The sequence below is a fragment of the Pseudomonas sp. G3-19 genome, from assembly GCF_054855875.1.
On the sequence record NZ_JBMPIQ010000003.1, the window covers coordinates 3,462,813 to 3,480,014 of the forward strand.

21 protein-coding genes are annotated in these 17,202 nt (G+C 62.4%); 8 read left to right on the forward strand and 13 right to left on the reverse strand.

Going from position 1 to position 17,202, the window contains the following annotated elements; genetic code table 11:
- Positions 1–57 precede the first annotated feature (57 nt).
- Complete coding sequence (locus ACOYXI_RS15905; protein WP_461675047.1) at positions 58–1,941, forward strand: TonB-dependent receptor domain-containing protein; 1,884 nt, start codon at positions 58–60, stop codon at positions 1,939–1,941.
- A 111-nt stretch (positions 1,942–2,052) separates the two neighbouring features.
- Here the strand turns inward: ACOYXI_RS15905 and ACOYXI_RS15910 are convergent, their stop codons facing one another.
- The 12 genes from ACOYXI_RS15910 to nrdR form a co-directional block, all read right to left on the reverse strand.
- Positions 2,053–2,853, reverse strand: a complete 801-nt coding sequence (locus ACOYXI_RS15910; protein WP_139055382.1) for a cobalamin-binding protein — start codon at positions 2,851–2,853, stop codon at positions 2,053–2,055.
- Positions 2,853–3,272 carry a hypothetical protein gene (locus ACOYXI_RS15915; protein ID WP_027612930.1) on the reverse strand — a complete coding sequence of 140 codons (420 nt, stop codon included), beginning with the start codon at positions 3,270–3,272 and terminating at the stop codon, positions 2,853–2,855. Before ACOYXI_RS15915 ends, ACOYXI_RS15910 begins: the two co-directional genes overlap by 1 nt.
- Complete coding sequence (gene ribA, locus ACOYXI_RS15920; protein WP_027612931.1) at positions 3,269–3,886, reverse strand: GTP cyclohydrolase II; 618 nt, start codon at positions 3,884–3,886, stop codon at positions 3,269–3,271. Before ribA ends, ACOYXI_RS15915 begins: the two co-directional genes overlap by 4 nt.
- Before the next feature lie 254 nt (positions 3,887–4,140).
- Complete coding sequence (locus ACOYXI_RS15925) at positions 4,141–4,878, reverse strand: substrate-binding periplasmic protein (protein ID WP_461675048.1); 738 nt, start codon at positions 4,876–4,878, stop codon at positions 4,141–4,143.
- A gap of 34 nt (positions 4,879–4,912) precedes the next feature.
- A complete protein-coding gene (locus tag ACOYXI_RS15930; RefSeq protein ID WP_007910933.1) occupies positions 4,913–5,416 on the reverse strand; it encodes a phosphatidylglycerophosphatase A family protein in 504 nt (167 codons plus the stop codon).
- Positions 5,413–6,378, reverse strand: a complete 966-nt coding sequence (thiL, locus tag ACOYXI_RS15935) for a thiamine-phosphate kinase (RefSeq protein WP_461675049.1) — start codon at positions 6,376–6,378, stop codon at positions 5,413–5,415. Before thiL ends, ACOYXI_RS15930 begins: the two co-directional genes overlap by 4 nt.
- A 17-nt stretch (positions 6,379–6,395) precedes the next feature.
- On the reverse strand, positions 6,396–6,896 hold the full coding sequence (gene nusB, locus ACOYXI_RS15940; RefSeq protein ID WP_003228643.1) for a transcription antitermination factor NusB: 501 nt from the start codon (positions 6,894–6,896) through the stop codon (positions 6,396–6,398).
- The gene (gene ribH, locus ACOYXI_RS15945) at positions 6,893–7,369 is read right to left on the reverse strand and encodes a 6,7-dimethyl-8-ribityllumazine synthase (protein ID WP_003228649.1); all 477 of its coding nucleotides are present in this window, start codon (positions 7,367–7,369) and stop codon (positions 6,893–6,895) included. Before ribH ends, nusB begins: the two co-directional genes overlap by 4 nt.
- 236 nt (positions 7,370–7,605) lie before the next feature.
- Positions 7,606–8,697: a bifunctional 3,4-dihydroxy-2-butanone-4-phosphate synthase/GTP cyclohydrolase II gene (ribBA, locus tag ACOYXI_RS15950; RefSeq protein ID WP_003228650.1), complete on the reverse strand. Its 1,092-nt coding sequence runs from the start codon at positions 8,695–8,697 to the stop codon at positions 7,606–7,608.
- 16 nt (positions 8,698–8,713) lie between these two features.
- The gene (locus tag ACOYXI_RS15955; protein WP_095139117.1) at positions 8,714–9,376 is read right to left on the reverse strand and encodes a riboflavin synthase; all 663 of its coding nucleotides are present in this window, start codon (positions 9,374–9,376) and stop codon (positions 8,714–8,716) included.
- Between the two features lie 47 nt (positions 9,377–9,423).
- Positions 9,424–10,557, reverse strand: a complete 1,134-nt coding sequence (gene ribD, locus ACOYXI_RS15960; RefSeq protein WP_139055386.1) for a bifunctional diaminohydroxyphosphoribosylaminopyrimidine deaminase/5-amino-6-(5-phosphoribosylamino)uracil reductase RibD — start codon at positions 10,555–10,557, stop codon at positions 9,424–9,426.
- Positions 10,554–11,018 (reverse strand): transcriptional regulator NrdR, encoded by a 465-nt coding sequence (gene nrdR, locus ACOYXI_RS15965; protein ID WP_003228656.1) that lies wholly within the window; start codon positions 11,016–11,018, stop codon positions 10,554–10,556. Before nrdR ends, ribD begins: the two co-directional genes overlap by 4 nt.
- A gap of 127 nt (positions 11,019–11,145) precedes the next feature.
- On the opposite strand from nrdR, the gene ACOYXI_RS15970 reads away from it, so the two are divergent.
- The 3 genes from ACOYXI_RS15970 to trxA all read left to right on the forward strand — a co-directional run bounded on the left by ACOYXI_RS15970 (position 11,146) and on the right by trxA (position 13,308).
- A complete protein-coding gene (locus tag ACOYXI_RS15970; RefSeq protein WP_098965824.1) occupies positions 11,146–11,610 on the forward strand; it encodes a YbaY family lipoprotein in 465 nt (154 codons plus the stop codon).
- A complete protein-coding gene (locus ACOYXI_RS15975) occupies positions 11,607–12,299 on the forward strand; it encodes a class I SAM-dependent methyltransferase (protein ID WP_461675050.1) in 693 nt (230 codons plus the stop codon). The genes ACOYXI_RS15970 and ACOYXI_RS15975 overlap by 4 nt, the downstream gene beginning before the upstream one ends.
- A 136-nt stretch (positions 12,300–12,435) precedes the next feature.
- Positions 12,436–13,308 carry a thioredoxin gene (gene trxA, locus ACOYXI_RS15980; RefSeq protein ID WP_096796332.1) on the forward strand — a complete coding sequence of 291 codons (873 nt, stop codon included), beginning with the start codon at positions 12,436–12,438 and terminating at the stop codon, positions 13,306–13,308.
- Positions 13,309–13,312: 4 nt separating this feature from the next.
- On the opposite strand, the gene ACOYXI_RS15985 is transcribed toward trxA, so the two are convergent.
- Positions 13,313–13,666, reverse strand: a complete 354-nt coding sequence (locus ACOYXI_RS15985; protein WP_461675051.1) for a hypothetical protein — start codon at positions 13,664–13,666, stop codon at positions 13,313–13,315.
- Positions 13,667–13,801: 135 nt separating this feature from the next.
- Between ACOYXI_RS15985 and ACOYXI_RS15990 the strand changes: the two genes are divergently transcribed.
- The 4 genes from ACOYXI_RS15990 (at position 13,802) to ACOYXI_RS16005 (ending at position 17,050) form a co-directional block, all read left to right on the forward strand.
- Positions 13,802–14,404 carry a DUF2796 domain-containing protein gene (locus tag ACOYXI_RS15990; protein ID WP_461675052.1) on the forward strand — a complete coding sequence of 201 codons (603 nt, stop codon included), beginning with the start codon at positions 13,802–13,804 and terminating at the stop codon, positions 14,402–14,404.
- A gap of 138 nt (positions 14,405–14,542) precedes the next feature.
- Positions 14,543–15,253 carry an ABC transporter ATP-binding protein gene (locus tag ACOYXI_RS15995; protein ID WP_003228669.1) on the forward strand — a complete coding sequence of 237 codons (711 nt, stop codon included), beginning with the start codon at positions 14,543–14,545 and terminating at the stop codon, positions 15,251–15,253.
- A gap of 1 nt (position 15,254) precedes the next feature.
- The gene (locus ACOYXI_RS16000) at positions 15,255–16,520 is read left to right on the forward strand and encodes an ABC transporter permease (protein ID WP_064599744.1); all 1,266 of its coding nucleotides are present in this window, start codon (positions 15,255–15,257) and stop codon (positions 16,518–16,520) included.
- 11 nt (positions 16,521–16,531) lie between these two features.
- Positions 16,532–17,050: a DUF3299 domain-containing protein gene (locus ACOYXI_RS16005; RefSeq protein ID WP_461675053.1), complete on the forward strand. Its 519-nt coding sequence runs from the start codon at positions 16,532–16,534 to the stop codon at positions 17,048–17,050.
- The last annotated feature ends 152 nt before the right edge of the window (positions 17,051–17,202 follow it).

Sequence of the window (17,202 nt, forward strand, 5' to 3'; positions counted from 1 at the left end):
AGCAAGCCCGCTCCCACATTTGATTTGTGTACATCAGAAATATCCACTGGAACACCGATGAACCTCTCGCGCCTCGCCCTGCCCTTCTTCCTGCTGCCAGCCACCAGCACCCTCGCCGACAGCTTCGAACGCGATCAGGCCCTGAAGCTGCCTGACACGCTGATCAGCGCCAACCGCCAGGTCGAAGCGCGCAACGACAGCAGCGCCGCCAACACCGTGTTCACCCGCGAAGACATCGACCGCCTGCAACCGGGCAGCGTCACCGATCTGCTGCAGCGGGTACCGGGCGTGCAGGTGGCGCAGGCCGGTGGGCGCGGTAGCCTGCCGGGGATCTACATTCGCGGCACGCAATCGGCGCAGAGTCTGGTGCTGGTCGACGGCCAGCGCATCGGCAGTTCGACCTCCGGCGACAGCAACCTGCAGCACCTGAACATCGACCAGATCGAGCGCGTGGAAGTGTTGCGCGGTTCGCGCTCGGTGATTTATGGCAGCGATGCGATTGGCGGGGTGATTCAGATCTTCACCCGGCGCGGCACCGAACAAGGCCTGCAGCCGCGCTTGCACGTCGGCTTCGGCAGCAACCAGATCTGGGAACGCAGCCTCGGCCTGTCCGGTGGCGATGACAAGACCCGCTTCAACCTGGGCGCCAGCCTCGATGACACCGCCGGCCTCGACCGCACTCACGAGTCCTATCCCAGCGACGGCGATCACGATGCCTACCGCAATAAATCCGTCAGCCTGAGCCTCAGCCATGCGCTGGCCGATGACATCGAAGTCGGCGCCAACCTGCTGGATAACCGCGGCAAGAGCGAGTTCGACAACCCGTTCGGCCGCTTCGATACGACCACTTTCGAGTCGGTGCAACAGCAGCCCTACAGCGACTTCAACGTCAGCAGTGTCAGCAGCTACGTCGATGCCCGGGTCAACGAAATCTGGAAAACCCGCGTCGAATTCGGTCACACCGAAAACCGCGAAAAGACCCTCGACAAACTCAGCGACGACCGCACGGTGTTCAACACCTATCGCGATTCGGTGAACTGGCAGAACGACCTGACTCTGGATGCGCGCAACAGCCTGATCCTCGGCGGCGACTGGTACGAAGACCGGGTCAACAGCAGCACCGCGTTCGACGAGGACAGCCGCTGGAACCGCGCCGCGTTCATCCAGCATCGTTATCAGGCCGACAGCTTCTCCACCGAACTGGGCCTGCGTCACGACGACAACCAGCAGTTCGGCAGCCAGAACACCTGGAGCGGCACTTTTACCCTGCCGCTGAACCCGGACAACGATCTGTTGCTGAGCTACAGCGAAGGCTTCCGCGCGCCGACCTTCAACGACCTGTACTACCCGGATTTCAGCAACCCGGATCTAAAGCCGGAAACCTCGAAAAGCTATGAGCTGCAATGGCGCAGTCAGTTGAGCGATAGCAGTCGGCTGGAGGCATCGATTTACCGCACTGATCTGCAAGACGCGATCATCTTCGGCAGCAACTCACGCCCGGAGAACGTGGCCTCGGCGCGGATCAATGGCTTTGAAGCGGCGCTGAAACAGGAACTGTTCGGCTGGCAGAGCAATCTCGGTGTGGCGATTATCGACCCGCGTGATCGCGATACCGGGCACACGTTGGCGCGTCGTGCGCGGCGCACGATGAGTTGGGATCTGGATCGACAGTTTGACCGGTTGGGCGTCGGCGCGAGCTGGCAATTGGTCAGCGGCAGTTACGACGATCTGAACAACACCCAGCCGTTGGGTGGCTACGGCACGCTTGGACTGCGCAGCAACTGGGCGCTGAATCGCGAGATCAAACTGGATCTGAAGGTCGAGAATCTGCTGGACAAGAGTTACAGCCGTGCGCTGTACAGCTATGACGGCAACCAGTATGGCTATCGCGAGGAAGGTCGGGCGTGGGTGTTTGGGGTGACCTGGACACCGGGGCTTTGATCCGGAATTGACGCTGTTTTGACTGGCCTCTTCGCGAGCAAGCCCGCTCCCACAGGGGTAACGCATTCCAACTGTGGGAGCGGGCTTGCTCGCGAAGAATTCACCTCGGTCTCAGCGCTCAGGCGCAATCAAATGGCAGAGTTTGGCGGTGGCTTCGATCATCTGGCCGCTTGGGCGCTCCAGGCCTTTGTCGCTGATCAGCAGCAACTGACCATGTGCCACCGCACTCACCTGCGGCCAGGCCTTCCACGCATCGAGCTGGCCCTGATCACCTGCCAGAATCACCTGCGGATCACGCTGCAACACGGCTTCGATGCTGACCTGCGGCGCCGGCAAACTCAGATCGGCAAACACATTGCGTGCGCCACAGACTTCGAGCGCATCGCTGATGATCTGCCCGCCACCGACGGTGTACAGCGGCTTGTCCCAGACTTGATAAAACACTGTCATCGGCGTGTCCCGGCGATAGCGTTGGCGCAGGTCATCGAGCTTCTGGCGCAGGTCCGCCGCCAGTTTCGTCCCACGCTCAGGTCGCCCCAGTTGCGCGGCAATCGTCTCGATCTGCGCAGACAGCTGTTCGAGATTGTGCGGCTCGGCGACGTAGGTCGGAATGTTCAGGCGTTTGAGCTGATCGCGTTGTGCCGGGCCGACACTGCCGGGCCACAGCAGCAGCAAATCCGGCTTGAGACTGAGCAGGCGCTCCATGTCGAGTTGGCCATAACGCCCCACCGAGGGAACATCGGCAATGGCAGCCGGACGCTCGCCGGCATCGAGCACGCCAACCAGCAGATCAGCCGAGCCCAGCTCGACAACGATTTCAGACAGAGAAGGCGCGAGACTGACCACTCGCAGACTCGCCAGCACCGGGCCGGCGCAGGCCAGCAGCAGAACCGCCAGCCACAGACGACGCATCAGCCGAGTTGACGCGGGATGCGATAGAGGTAGAACAGCACCGCCGTGGACAACGCCAGCAGCATCAGCGGTACGGCTTCGAGGCCGACGAACACCGCCAGCGCACCGATCCATGCCGGCAATGCGGCCGCGAGGAATGCACTGCGACGCTGGGCCGCCAAGGCAATCCAGGCCGCCGGTTCGTCGGGGGTATCAAGGGCTTTTTGCGTGGCGATCAGCGCGTGCTTGTAGCGGCCGAAAAACTTCAGACTGACAAACATCGAGGCCACGCCGGCAATGAACAACGGCATGGCCAGCACCGGCAGAATGCCTTCGCCCTGGCCGAATAGGCCATTGAGGACAAACAGCGGCAGCAGCGCCAGCGCCAGGTATTTCCACCAGTCGACCGCCAGGCGGCGTCGCACCTGACCGCGGGTCACGCGCGGTCGACCTCGCCCTGATGCTCGTTGCCCATCATGTGGTCGAGCTTGCTGGCCTTGGTCGCCAGATAGAGCTTGTTGTGCGGATTATGGCCGGTGTGCAGCGGCACGCGTTCGGCGACGACGATGCCCATGTCGGTCAGGGCTTTGACCTTGCGCGGGTTGTTGGTCATCAGGCGCAGCGACTTCACGCCCAGATGCTCGAGCATCGGCAGGCACATCGCGTAGTCACGCTGATCGGCGGCAAAGCCCAGACGCTCGTTGGCTTCCACGGTGTCGGCGCCGCCGTCCTGCAACTCGTAGGCGCGGATCTTGTTCAGCAGACCGATGCCACGACCTTCCTGACGCAGGTACAGCAGCACGCCACGGCCTTCACGGGCAATGGCCTTGAGCGCCGCTTCGAGTTGCGAGCCGCAGTCGCAGCGCTGGCTGAACAGCGCATCACCGGTCAGGCACTCGGAGTGCAACCGGCCGAGAACCGGGGCACCGTCGGCGAAATCACCTAGGCTCAGCACAACGTGCTCGCGGCCGGTAGCCTCATCGAGAAAACCGTGCATGGTGAATTGCGCAAAAGGCGTTGGCAGCTTGGAAGCGGCGACAAAAACGACAGGCACCGGTGTGCTCCTGATCTAAAAGTCTGAAAATTCGCAGGCCGGCATTGTAACAGCAGGTTCCTGCAGACGCTTAGGCTGAATTATCGGGCATAACGATCAAAAAGTTTGATAACACCCGACTTGCCTGGCCCCCCTGTGGGAGCGGGCTTGCTCGCGAAGGCGTCGTGTCAGTCGGCAATAGGCTGGCGGAACCACCGTATTCGCGAGCAAGCCCGCTCCCACAGGGGGCACAGTGTTGGGCACAAGATTCGCAATCAGGGCGTATCAAACGGATACGGCTGCTTCCACTGTTCGAAAATTGGCTTCAGCTCGCCGCTCTTGACCAACTGCTCCATGCGCCGGTCGAACACTGCCATCAACATGCGCGCTTGCGGTGTGTTGGCGAAGCACAGGTACAGCGGCAGTTCGGCGATATGCGTCTTGCGAAACTGCGTCGGTTCCCTGGCCCGGCCAAGCACGTAATCGATTTCGGTCAAAGCATCGATGTAATAGTCGGCGCGGTTGTGGGTGAGCATCGAGAGGATCCCGGTACGTCGCACGACCTCGTTGAAGTTGCGCACGCCGGGCAGATAATTCTGATAGTCGTAACCACGAACCCAGGCCAGCCGATATTGACCGAGGGTTTCCGGGGTCGGTGCTGGATTACTCGCCAGGCCCAGGGCGTAGATGTGGTCGGTGTCGAAATTCCAGCGCGGATAGAGCAGGTCGCTGAATTCTTCATGATAAGAACCGACACAAGCATCGACCTCGCCACGCTGGGCCAGCCCAACTGAACGAGTGTACGGTTCACTGCGAATGTCGAGTTTCACCCCGGCCGGCTCGAACACCTTGCGCAGCACGTCCCAGCCCAGGCCATGACCGTCCGCGGCGGTGTAATCTTCCCAGTCTTCGCTGGCCAGATGGATGACCGACGGCGCGTGCGCGGTTTCCTGCGCACTGGCGACAGTGCCCAGCATAGTCAGAAACACCAGCGCCAGCCAGCGTCGAGCCATCCCTAGTCTCCTCACTGAACCCGGACAATCCGGATCAGGCGAAAATCCACACCAGTCCCTGCATCGCCAGCCAGGCGAACACGCCGGCCAGCACGTCGTCGAGCATGATGCCGACGCCGCCATGGACATGCCGGTCGATCCAGCGAATCGGCCACGGCTTGAGAATGTCGAAGAAACGGAACACCAGAAAACCCGCGAGCAACCAGTACCAGCCCTCCGGCACCAGCCACAGGGTGATCCACATCCCGACCATTTCGTCCCAGACGATGCCTTCATGGTCGTGGACCCGCAGATCGTCGGCGACCTTGCCGCACAGCCAGAAGCCGAACAGCATGGTGATTCCGAGCATCAGCCAGTAACCCCAGTCGGGCAACATCTGCCACAACGGGATAAAGGGTAGCGCAACTAACGAACCCCACGTGCCCGGCGCTTTCGGCAAGGTGCCGGAGCCGAAGCCGAACGCGAGGAAATGCCAGGGATTGCGCCAGACCGACGGCGGAACGAATTCGGCCGGAACCTGTTTCGGGTGATCTGTCACGGTGTCTCCTGAAAATGTTGATAACCCCGGATTTGCGGGGTGATGTCGTGTCCTTCGCGATCCAGCAGGACCACACCCTGGCCCTGCGCCACACGCCCGATCACATGGATCGGCCAGCCATCGGCCAGCAGCGCCGGCAACTCGACGGACGGTAGCGTGAAGGCCAGCACATAGTCATCGCCGCCGCTCAACGCCGCCCGTTCGGCACCGCGCTGACCGAGAAACGCCACTAAAGCATCGGACAACGGTACGCGCTCGCGTTCAACTTCGAGGCGAACCTGCGAGGCCAGGGCGATATGCCCACAGTCGGCGAGCAGGCCGTCGGAGATGTCGAGAGCGGCAGTGGCCTTGCCACGCAGCGCCTGACCAAGAGCCAGTTGCGGCTGGGGCGACCAGTAATGATCGAGCAACGGCTGGGCGATATCCGTTACGGCTTCACGCTGGCCAAGCACCAGCGGCAAGGCACCGGCGGCATTGCCCAGCTCGCCGCCGACGCAGAGCAGATCACCCGGTTGTGCGCCGCTGCGGGTCAAGGCCTGCCCGGCCGGCACCCGACCGAACACCGTGACCGTCAGGCTCAACGGCCCGCGCGTGGTGTCGCCGCCGACCAGCGCGATGCTGCAGCTCTGCGCCATGCGGTTCAAACCGTGGGCATAGGCTTGCAGCCAATCGGCGGTCACCGTCGGCACAGTCAGGGCAAGGGTAAAGGCAACGGGCGTGGCGCCCATGGCGGCCAGGTCGCTGACCGCAACGGCCAGCGAGCGCTGACCGAGCAGAAATGGATCGCAGGGATCGGCGAAGTGCACGCCGGCCACCAGCGTATCGGTGGAAATCGCCAGCTGTTCCCCGGAGGGAACCGCGAGCAAGGCGCAGTCGTCGCCGATCCCCAGGGCAACGCCCTCGCCGCCCTGCGCACAAGGCGCGGCGGCGAAGAAATTGCGGATCAGCTCAAACTCGCCCATGAGGTCTCAAGCGCGTATCAGCGCTTGAACGCCTTCACTTCAGCTTCACGCAGGCGCGGAGCCAGCTTGTCGAGTACGCCGTTGACGAACTTGTGGCCGTCGGTCGAACCGAAGACTTTCGCCAGCTCGATACCTTCGTTGATCACCACGCGGTACGGCACGTCGACGCGCTTGAGCAGTTCCCAGGTGGACAGGCGCAGAACCGCCAGTTCAACCGGGTCCAGCTCTTCGATTTCGATGTCCAGGCACGGCTTGAGCGCGGTGTCGATTTCGGTGCGGCTCGCCGGAACCCCGTGGAGGATTTCGCGGAAATACGCGCCATCGACATCGGTGAAATCGTTATCAACGCGGAACTGCGCTTCGATCTCGTTCAGCGAAGCCTTGGCCATGTGCCACTGATACAGGGCCTGAGTCGCGAGCTGACGGGCTTCGCGACGCTTGACGCTTTTCGATGGCTTGCCGGCATCCGCAGGTTTCGGATCGCGCGGGTTGAAACGATCGCTATCGTCGCTAATCACTTGGCCTCCAACTGCGCCAGCAGGCTGACCATTTCCAGAGCGGACAGGGCAGCTTCAGCACCTTTGTTGCCGGCCTTGGTGCCGGAACGTTCGATGGCTTGCTCGATGGAATCAACGGTCAGGACGCCGAACGCGACCGGTACGCCGAACTCCATGGACACCTGGGCCAGACCCTTGGTGCACTCGCCTGCCACGTATTCGAAGTGTGGAGTGCCGCCACGAATGACCGCGCCGAGGGCGATGATGGCTGCGAACTCGCCTTTCTGGGCGACTTTTTGCGCAACCAGCGGGATTTCGAAGGCGCCAGGCGCGCGGATGATGGTGATGTCGCTTTCGCTCACGCCGTGGCGAACCAGGGCATCAACTGCACCGCTGACCAGGCTTTCAACCACGAAGCTGTTGAAACGGCCCACTACCAGAGCGTAGCGGCCTTTAGGGGCGATGAAGGTACCTTCGATGGTCTTCAGGGTCATTCGTCAGATCTCTTAAAGAGCCGGGACGCGTTTCGTACGCATCCCTCAGTGATATTAGCCACAAATTCATGACCGGAAACACCGCATTGCTGTTCGACTACACCCCTGTGGCGAGGGGATTCATCCCCGATGGACTGCGCAGCAGTCCCAACCAAATAGGGCCGCTACGCAGCCCGTCGGGGATGAATCCCCTCACCACAAGGATCTACATCAACAATGCCGAATTCACCGGGTCATTATTCGGAGGGCACGTATTCTACAACTTCCAGATCGAAACCGGATATCGCATTAAATTTCATTGGCGCCGACATCAGGCGCATTTTGCGCACACCGAGGTCACGCAGGATCTGCGAGCCGGCACCGACGATGCTGTAAGTGGTCGGTTTTTTCACCGCCGCCTGCTCACCGGTTTCGCGGATATGCGCCAGCAGCACATCGCCGTCCAGCGGGTGACCGAGCAACAGCACCACACCGCTGCCGGCCTCGGCCACCGCAGCCATCGCGGCGCGCAGGCTCCAGCGGCCCGGTTGCTTGACCATCAGCAGGTCGCGCAGCGGATCCATGTTGTGCACGCGAACCAGGGTCGGTTCCTCGGCGCAAACGGTGCCCAGCGTGAGGGCCATGTGCACGTCGCCTTCCACCGAATCACGATAGGTCACCAGGTTGAATTGGCCCAGTTCGCTGTCCAGCGGCTGCTCGGCAATCCGCTGAACGGTACGTTCGTGGATCATCCGGTAGTGAATCAGGTCGGCGATGGTGCCGATCTTGATGTTGTGTTCGGCGGCGAACGCTTCCAGCTCAGCGCGACGGGACATGGTGCCGTCGTCGTTCATCACTTCGCAGATCACGCCGCTTGGCTCGAAACCGGCCATGCGCGCCAGGTCGCAGGCGGCTTCAGTATGACCAGCGCGCGCCAGGGTGCCGCCGGCCTGGGCCATCAGCGGGAAGATGTGGCCCGGGCTGACGATGTCTTCAGCCTTGGCGTCTTTGGCCGCCGCCGCTTGCACGGTGCGCGCACGGTCGGCGGCGGAGATACCGGTGGTCACGCCTTCGGCAGCTTCGATCGACACGGTGAACTTGGTGCCGAAACCGGAACCGTTGCGCGGGGCCATCAACGGCAGCTTCAACAGTTCGCAACGCTCGCGGCTCATCGGCATGCAGATCAGGCCGCGGGCGTGCTTGGCCATGAAGTTGATGTGCTCGGCCTTGCAGCATTCGGCGGCCATGATCAGGTCGCCTTCGTTCTCGCGGTCTTCGTCATCCATGAGGATGACCATCTTGCCTTGGCGGATGTCTTCAACCAGTTCTTCGATGCTATTGAGCGCCACAAGGCACCCCCTTCAGTCAGGATTTGAGATAGCCGTTGGCGGCCAGAAAGCTTTCAGTAATACCGCCAGCGCTTGGCTCAGCAGCCTTGTCGCCGAGGAGCAAACGCTCCAGATAACGCGCCAGCAAATCGACTTCCAGGTTCACCCGGCGGCCCGGCTTGTAGGAAGCCATGATGGTTTCGCTCAGGGTGTGCGGAATGATCGTCAGCAGGAATTCGGCGCCATCGACCGCGTTCACGGTCAGGCTGGTGCCGTCGACGGTGATCGAGCCTTTATGGGCGATGTACTTGGCCAGCTCTTTTGGTGCGCGAATGCGAAATTCCACCGCACGAGCATTGTCGCTGCGCGACACCACTTCGCCGACACCGTCGACGTGACCGCTAACCAGATGCCCGCCGAGACGGGTGGTCGGGGTCAGGGCTTTTTCCAGATTGACCGGGCTGCCGCTTTTCAGGTCATTCATGGCGGTGCAGTCGAGGGTTTCGCGGCTGACGTCGGCGGCAAAACCGTTGCCCGGCAGTTCAACCGCCGTCAGGCACACGCCGTTGACCGCGATGCTGTCGCCGAGTTTGACGTCGCTCAGGTCGAGCTTGCCGGTTTCGACATGCACCCGCACATCACCGCCCTTTGGGGTCAGTGCACGGATACTGCCGATGGATTCGATGATGCCGGTAAACATGGGGTTCTCCTTGAGAACGAAGCCAGCGCTAAGGCGATGGCCGGGAATTATACGCTCGCCGAAACGACTGGCGTCGCAGTGACTCGCCAGTCATCGCCAACCGCGCGGATTTCAGTGATTTTCAGCTCGGGAGCGTCCTTCATATAAGCCAGCGGCCAGTCCAGCAACGGCCGCGCCGAGGAGCCGAGAAACTTGCCGGCAATGAAGATCACGAACTCATCGACCAGACCAAGCTGCGCGAACGCGCCGGCCAAGCGTGGGCCAGCCTCGACCAGCACTTCGTTGACGCCACGGTTGGCCAGTTCGATCAGCAGTTGATGCAGATCGACCTGACCGTCGTCACCCGGCACGATCAGGCATTCCGGGCCATTGGCGTATTGCTCTTCGACCGCCATGCAGGTGGCGACCAGCGCCGGGCCGGCCTTGAAGAACGGCGCATCCAACGGCACCCGCAGGCGCCCATCGATCAGCACCCGCAGCGGCGGACGGCTCATGGCCAGTGCGGTTTGTTCGGCATCCAGACCCAGTTCGTCGGCGCGCACGGTCAGGCGCGCGCCGTCGGCCAGTACGGTGTCAGCGCCGGTCAACACCACGGCCGCCTGCGCGCGCAAACGCTGCACGGCGGAACGCGCGGCCGGGCCGGTGATCCACTGGCTCTCGCCACTTTCCATCGCCGTGCGCCCGTCGAGACTCATCGCCAACTTGACCCGCACGAACGGCAAGCCATGTTCCATGCGCTTCAGGAAACCTTGATTGAGCTGGCGCGCCTCGACTTCCAGCACGCCGCTTTCGGTGGCGATCCCGGCATCGCTCAGACGCTGCAAGCCACGCCCGGCGACCTGTGGGTTCGGATCGCGCATCGCGGCGACCACCCGAGCAACCCCGGCAGTCACCAACGCATCGGCGCACGGCGGTGTGCGGCCATGGTGGCTGCACGGCTCAAGGGTCACGTAAGCCGTGGCGCCCCGGGCCAGTTCACCGGCAGCGCGCAGGGCGTGGACCTCGGCGTGGGGTTCGCCGGCGCGCTCGTGAAAGCCTTCGCCGACAATCTGCCCGTCACGCACGATCACGCAGCCAACCCGTGGATTGGGATGGGTGGTGTAGTGGCCCTTGCGCGCCAGTTCCAGCGCGCGCGCCATGAAGTGGGCGTCGAGGATCGCCTGCTCGGCGGCGCGGGTCATTCTTTCACCGGTTCGCGGGCGAGGCGGTCGATCTCTTCACGGAACTCGTTAAGGTCCTGGAAGCGCCGGTATACCGAAGCGAAACGGATGTAGGCCACTTCATCGAGCTTTTGCAGCTCGGCCATCACCAGTTCGCCGACCACGAGGGATTTGACCTCGCGCTCGCCGGTGGCGCGCAGCTTGTGCTTGATGTGAACCAGAGAGGATTCGAGGCGCTCGACGCTCACCGGACGTTTCTCCAGCGCGCGTTGCATGCCGGCGCGGAGTTTTTCTTCGTCGAACGGTTGGCGGCTGCCGTCGGTTTTGATCAGGCGCGGCAACACCAGTTCGGCCGTCTCGAATGTCGTGAAACGTTCGCCGCAGGCCAGGCATTCACGCCGGCGGCGCACCTGTTCGCCCTCGGCGACCAGACGCGAGTCGATGACCTTGGTGTCGTTGGCACCGCAGAAGGGACAGTGCATGGTGGCTGGCAACAAAAAAAGGGAGGGCCATGGTAGCGCATCCCGGTGGCAAGACAAGCCATAGGGTTTGCGGTATACAGACTGCCATGATCGTTTGATCCACGGATTTCATTTTCTGGAGCTGCCAATGTCGCTACGACCGCTCGTTTTGCTCAGTCTTTTCGCCCTGCTGGTGGCCTGCGGCAGCGACAAGCCCAAACCGCAACCGCCAACACCGGGACCTGCACCACAACAGGCGCAGAAAAAAGCCCGCGAGGCCGCTGATCTTGGTCCGCTGCCGGCCTATCAACGGGAACTGAGCGGCACCCTGCAAGGCGTGCCGGCCGGGGCCGAAGTCGAACTGGCGCTGCTGGTGATCGATGAAAAGTCGCGCCCGCAACAACTGCTCGCCAGTTCCAGCCTGATCGGCAACAACCAGATTCTGCCGTTTCGCCTGCGCTTCAATCCGGAGTCATTTCCGGCCGGCGCACGGGTTGAGCTGCGCGGTCGTGCCACGCAGTCGGGCCAGTTGATCCTGCACCTGCCGTCGCAAACCATTACCCAGCCGACCACCCAGGCGCTGGGCCAGCTGCAATTTGTCAAAGCACCATGACCGTACCGCTCGACCTGCAACAGGCGTTGGGTGAATTGCTCGGTGATGCGCGGCTCAAGGCCTGTGCTTTACCGGGCACCGATTTGCAGCTTTGGCTGATCGACGGCGAGAACATGGATCGTGAATTCAGCTCGGATGAAACCCGACGCATTCTCCACGAGCCGCCCTATTGGAGTTTCTGCTGGGCCAGCGGTCTGGCGGTGGCGCGTTATCTCGCGGAGTTCCCCGAGTGGGTGCGCGGCAAGCGGGTGCTGGATTTCGGCGCCGGTTCCGGGATCGCCGCGATTGCTGCGGTGAAGGCCGGGGCGTTGGAGGTGGTGGCCTGTGATCTGGATCCGCTGGCGATTGCTGCGTGTCGGGCCAACGCTGAACTCAATGATGTGCAGATGAGTTATTCGACGGACTTCTTTGCCGAGGCTGATCGCTTTGATCTGATTCTGGTGGCGGATGTGCTCTACGACCGCGAGAACCTGCCGCTGCTCGATGCGTTTCTCAGCCGTGGCCGCGAGGCGCTGGTGGCGGATTCGCGGGTTCGGGATTTTCGCCATCCGTTGTATGAGCGAATCGAAATGCTTGAGGCGATGACCTTGCCGGATCTGGCGGAGCCGGAAGAATTTCGGCATGTGAGCCTGTACCACGCGCGGCGGAGCTATAAAGCTTCGCGAGCAAGCCCGCTCCCACAGGGGTAACGCATTCCAAATGTGGGAGCGGGCTTGCTCGCGAAAGCGTCCTGCCGGGCGACACAACTCTAAAACCTGCCCCCGCTTCCGGCCACACCCCGCCAAGCCGTATAGTTGCCCCATCCACGCTTTTACGAGATCCCCCATGAGTCAGCAAACGCCGTACATCTTCGACGCCACGACTGCCGATTTCGACCAGTCGGTGATCGAAGCTTCCTTCAACAAACCGGTGCTGGTGGATTTCTGGGCCGAGTGGTGTGCGCCGTGCAAGGCGTTGATGCCGATGCTGCAAGGCATTGCCGAGAGCTATCAGGGTGAACTGCTGCTGGCCAAGGTCAACTGCGACATCGAGCAGGACATCGTCGCCCGCTTCGGTATCCGCAGCCTGCCGACTGTGGTGCTGTTCAAGGACGGTCAACCGGTGGACGGTTTTGCCGGTGCGCAACCGGAATCCGCAGTGCGCGCGTTGCTTGAGCCGCATGTGCAAATGCCGCCGCCGGCCGCCGCCGATCCGTTCGAACAGGCGCAGGCGCTGTTCGATGAAGGGCGTTTCGCTGACGCGGAAGCGGCGCTGGTGGTCATGCTCACCGAAGACAACAGCAACGCCAAGGCGCTGATCCTCTACGCCCGCTGCCTGACCGAGCGCGGCGAACTGGGCGAGGCACAAACCGTGCTCGACGCGGTCAAGAGCGATGAGCACAAGGCTGCACTGGCCGGCGCCAAGGCGCAGATCAAGTTTCTGGGACTTGCCCGTGATCTGCCGGATGCTGCCGACCTCAAGGCGCGTCTGGCCAAAGATCCGCAAGACGACGAAGCGGTGTATCAACTGGCGATCCAGCAACTGGCGCGTCAGCAATACGAGGCGGCGCTGGAGGCCTTGCTCAAGCTGTTCATCCGTAACCGCAGTTATGGCGAGGGTCTGCCGCACAAGACATTGCTGCAGGTGTTCGAACTGCTGGGCAACGATCATCCGCTGGTGACCGCTTACCGGCGCAAGGTCTTCGCTGCGCTGTACTAAGCGCTCACTCGACCCAGCTGTAGAGCGGCGTATCACCGCCGCTCGCTACTTTCACCTGTGAACTGTGGCGCAAGCGCACCAGCAGGCGTTTGCCTGCGGCCGCGCTGCCGGTCAATCCCTCAAGCTGCTCCAGAAGATCTGGCCCGCTGAGTTGCCCGGCCTTGCGCAACAGATCTTTCGCCACCTGCCATAACGCATCGTCCTGATTCAGCGGTTTGGCTGCAGGGGCAACCGCCATCTCCGGCTGAGTCGGCGACTGCACATTCAGAGCCGAACCGAGCTTCACCCAATCGCTGTCATCCAGCTCCACCGTCAAATCCACCGGCGTCGCGCCGACGGTTCCGCGTATCCGCAACATCTGCTTCGCTCCTGCACATTTCTGACCTGCATGCTCCCACGGGACTTGTGCAACGCCAAGCGCACGGGCAAACTCTGCGAACTTTCGTTATAAGATTACATAACAAACTCTTCACTTTACTTTCCGGAGACCGCCATGCGTCGTCTGCTGCTCGCTTTGCCGTTTGCCCTGTTGCCGCTGGCCATCGCCCATGCCGCCGATGAGCACGATCATGACCATGAGCACGGCAGCCTCGGCGCCCACGAACATGGCGTCGGCCGCTTGAACGCCGCACTCGACGGCCAGACCCTGGAGCTGGAACTGGAAAGCCCGGCGATGAACCTAGTGGGCTTCGAACACGCTGCCGCCAGCGACGCCGACAAAGCCAAAGTCGTGGCCGCGCGCACCAAACTGGAAAACCCGCTGGCGCTGTTCAGCCTGCCAGCCGCCGCCGGTTGCAAGGTCACCAGCCAGGAACTGGAAAGCCCGCTGTTCGGCGACAAACCGGCTGCCGACGAGCATGACGATGATGACCACGACGAAGATGCCAAGGGTGGTGAAGCGCATCACCACGATCACAGCGAAATCCACGCTCACTATCAGTTCAGTTGCGCGGCCCCGGGTGCTCTGAAGACGCTGGATCTGGCGAACATCTTCAATACCTTCCCGGCCACTCAGAAAATTCAGGTACAACTGATCGGCCCGAGCGGCCAGCAGGGTACGGAAGTGACCGCCAAGGCGGCGTCCCTGAAATTCTGATCACACCGAAAATCCCCTGTGGGAGCGGGATTGCTCGCGAATGCGGTGCGTCAGTCAACATAGATTTGGCTGATCCACCGTATTCGCGAGCAAGCCCGCTCCCACAGGGTTAAGTGTTCACTCCTTGAAACTGGTGCCATGACCCAAGCACTCATCGAACTGTCCGACCTGGGCTTCAACTGGCCAGGTCACCCGCCGCTGCTGGACATCCCGGCGTTTCGCCTGGAACCGGGTGAAACCCTGTTCCTCAAGGGCCCCAGCGGCAGCGGCAAGACCACCCTGCTCGGCCTGCTGGGCGGGGTGCAGAAGCCCGGTCGCGGCAGCATTCGTCTACTCGGCCAGGAGCTGACCGAACTCGGTGCCGGCGCCCGCGACCGCTTTCGCGTCGATCACACCGGCTACATCTTCCAGCAGTTCAACCTGCTGCCGTTTCTTTCGGTACGCGAGAACGTCGAGTTGCCGTGCCACTTCTCCAGATTGCGTGCCGAGCGGGCGAAACAGCGTCACGGAAGCGTCGATCAGGCCGCCGCCACCCTGCTCGCCCACTTGGGCCTGAAAGATGAAAGCATCCTCGGTCGTCGCGCCGATTCGCTGTCGATCGGTCAGCAGCAACGGGTCGCCGCCGCTCGTGCCTTGATCGGCCAACCGGAACTGGTGATCGCCGACGAACCGACCTCGGCGCTGGATTACGACGCCCGGGAAAACTTCATTCGCCTGCTGTTCGCCGAATGCCGCGAAGCCGGGTCGAGCCTGTTGTTCGTCAGCCACGACCAGAGCCTGGCACCGCTGTTCGACCGTCACCTGTCCCTGGCCGAGCTCAATCGCGCCGCCACGTCTGCCGAGGTCTGAGATGTATCTGTTTCGTCTGGCCATGGCCAGCCTGGCCAACCGCCGCTTTACCGCCCTGCTCACCGCGTTCGCCATTGCCCTGTCGGTGTGCCTGTTGCTCGCCGTCGAGCGCGTGCGCACCGAGGCCAAGGCCAGTTTCGCCAGCACCATCAGCGGCACCGACCTGATCGTCGGCGCCCGCTCCGGCTCGGTGAATCTGCTGTTGTACTCGGTGTTCCGCATCGGCAACGCGACCAACAACATCCGCTGGGACAGCTTCGAACATTTCGCCAGCAACCCGAAAGTGAAGTGGGCGATCCCGATGTCCCTCGGCGACTCCCATCGCGGCTACCGGGTGATGGGCACCACCGAAGCCTATTTCGAGCATTACCAGTACGGTCGCCAGCAGCACCTGGAACTGGCCGACGGCCGCGCCTTCGCCACCGATCCGTTCGAAGTGGTGCTCGGTGCCGAAGTGGCCGAGGCGCTGCATTACAAGCTCGGCGACAAACTGGTACTGGCCCACGGTGTGGCGGCTATCAGTCTGGTCAAACACGACGACAAACCGTTCACCGTGGTCGGCATTCTCAAGCGCACCGGCACGCCGGTGGACCGCACGCTGCACATCAGCCTCGGCGGCATGGAGGCGATCCACATCGACTGGCACAACGGGGTGCCGGCCCGGGGCAACGGCCGGATCAGCGCAGATCAGGCACGCAACATGGACCTGACGCCGCAGGCGATCACCGCGTTCATGCTCGGCCTCAACAGCAAGATTTCCACCTTTGCCCTGCAACGCGAGATCAACGAATTCCGTGGTGAGCCGATGCTGGCGATCCTGCCGGGCGTGGCCTTGCAGGAGTTGTGGAGCCTGATGAGCACGGCGGAAAAAGCCTTGTTCGTGGTCTCGCTGTTCGTGGTGCTGACCGGGTTGATCGGCATGCTCACGGCGATTCTCACCAGCCTCAACGAGCGCCGCCGCGAGATGGCGATTTTGCGTTCGGTCGGTGCGCGGCCGTGGCACATCGCGAGCCTGCTGGTGCTGGAAGCCTTTGCCCTGGCGCTGACCGGCGTAATCGCCGGACTGGCATTGCTGTACATCGGCATCGCCGCCGCGCAGGGCTATGTGCAGGCCAATTACGGTTTGTATCTGCCACTGGCGTGGCCGAGCGAGTATGAATGGACGCTGCTCGGTGGCATTCTGGCGGCCGCGCTGCTGATGGGCAGCGTGCCGGCCTGGCGCGCGTATCGCCAATCCCTGGCCGATGGCCTGTCGATCCGTTTATGAGGATGTTCACCATGCCCCGCGCCGTGCTTGCGCTGCTGTTGCTGGTTGCCCTGCCTGTGTGGGCAGCGGCGCCGAAAGACCTGACCTGGTCGGAGATGATCCCGCCGGACGCCGCGCCGGAAGTGCCGAACATGACGCCGTTGCACGACATGTCGAAGATGAGTGATGCGCTGTCCGCCGAGTCGGCGCCGGCGGCGAAACAGGACATGCCCAACGCGCCGGTGATGCAGAGTCTCGACGGGCAGAACATCCGCCTGCCGGGCTACATCGTGCCGCTGGAGGTCAACGAAGAAGGACGCACCACCGACTTCCTGCTGGTGCCGTACTTCGGCGCCTGCATCCACGTGCCGCCACCGCCGTCGAACCAGATCGTGCATGTGAAAAGCGAGCTGGGCGTGAAGCTCGACGAGCTGTATCAGCCGTACTGGGTCGAGGGACCGTTGCAGGTCAAGGCGTCCACCAGCGAACTGGCCGATGCCGGGTATCAGATGGCGGCGGACAAGATTTATGTGTATGAGCTGCCGGAGTAATACCCGGAGGTTTTGAGTTGCCGGATCAATTGCTATCGCGAGCAGGCTCACTCCTACAGGGGAACGCATTCCAAATGTAGGAGTGAGCCTGCTCGCGATGGGGCCGGCCAAGGTTCCACAAAAAACCGCGGCATCACTGTTTCATTGAGCTG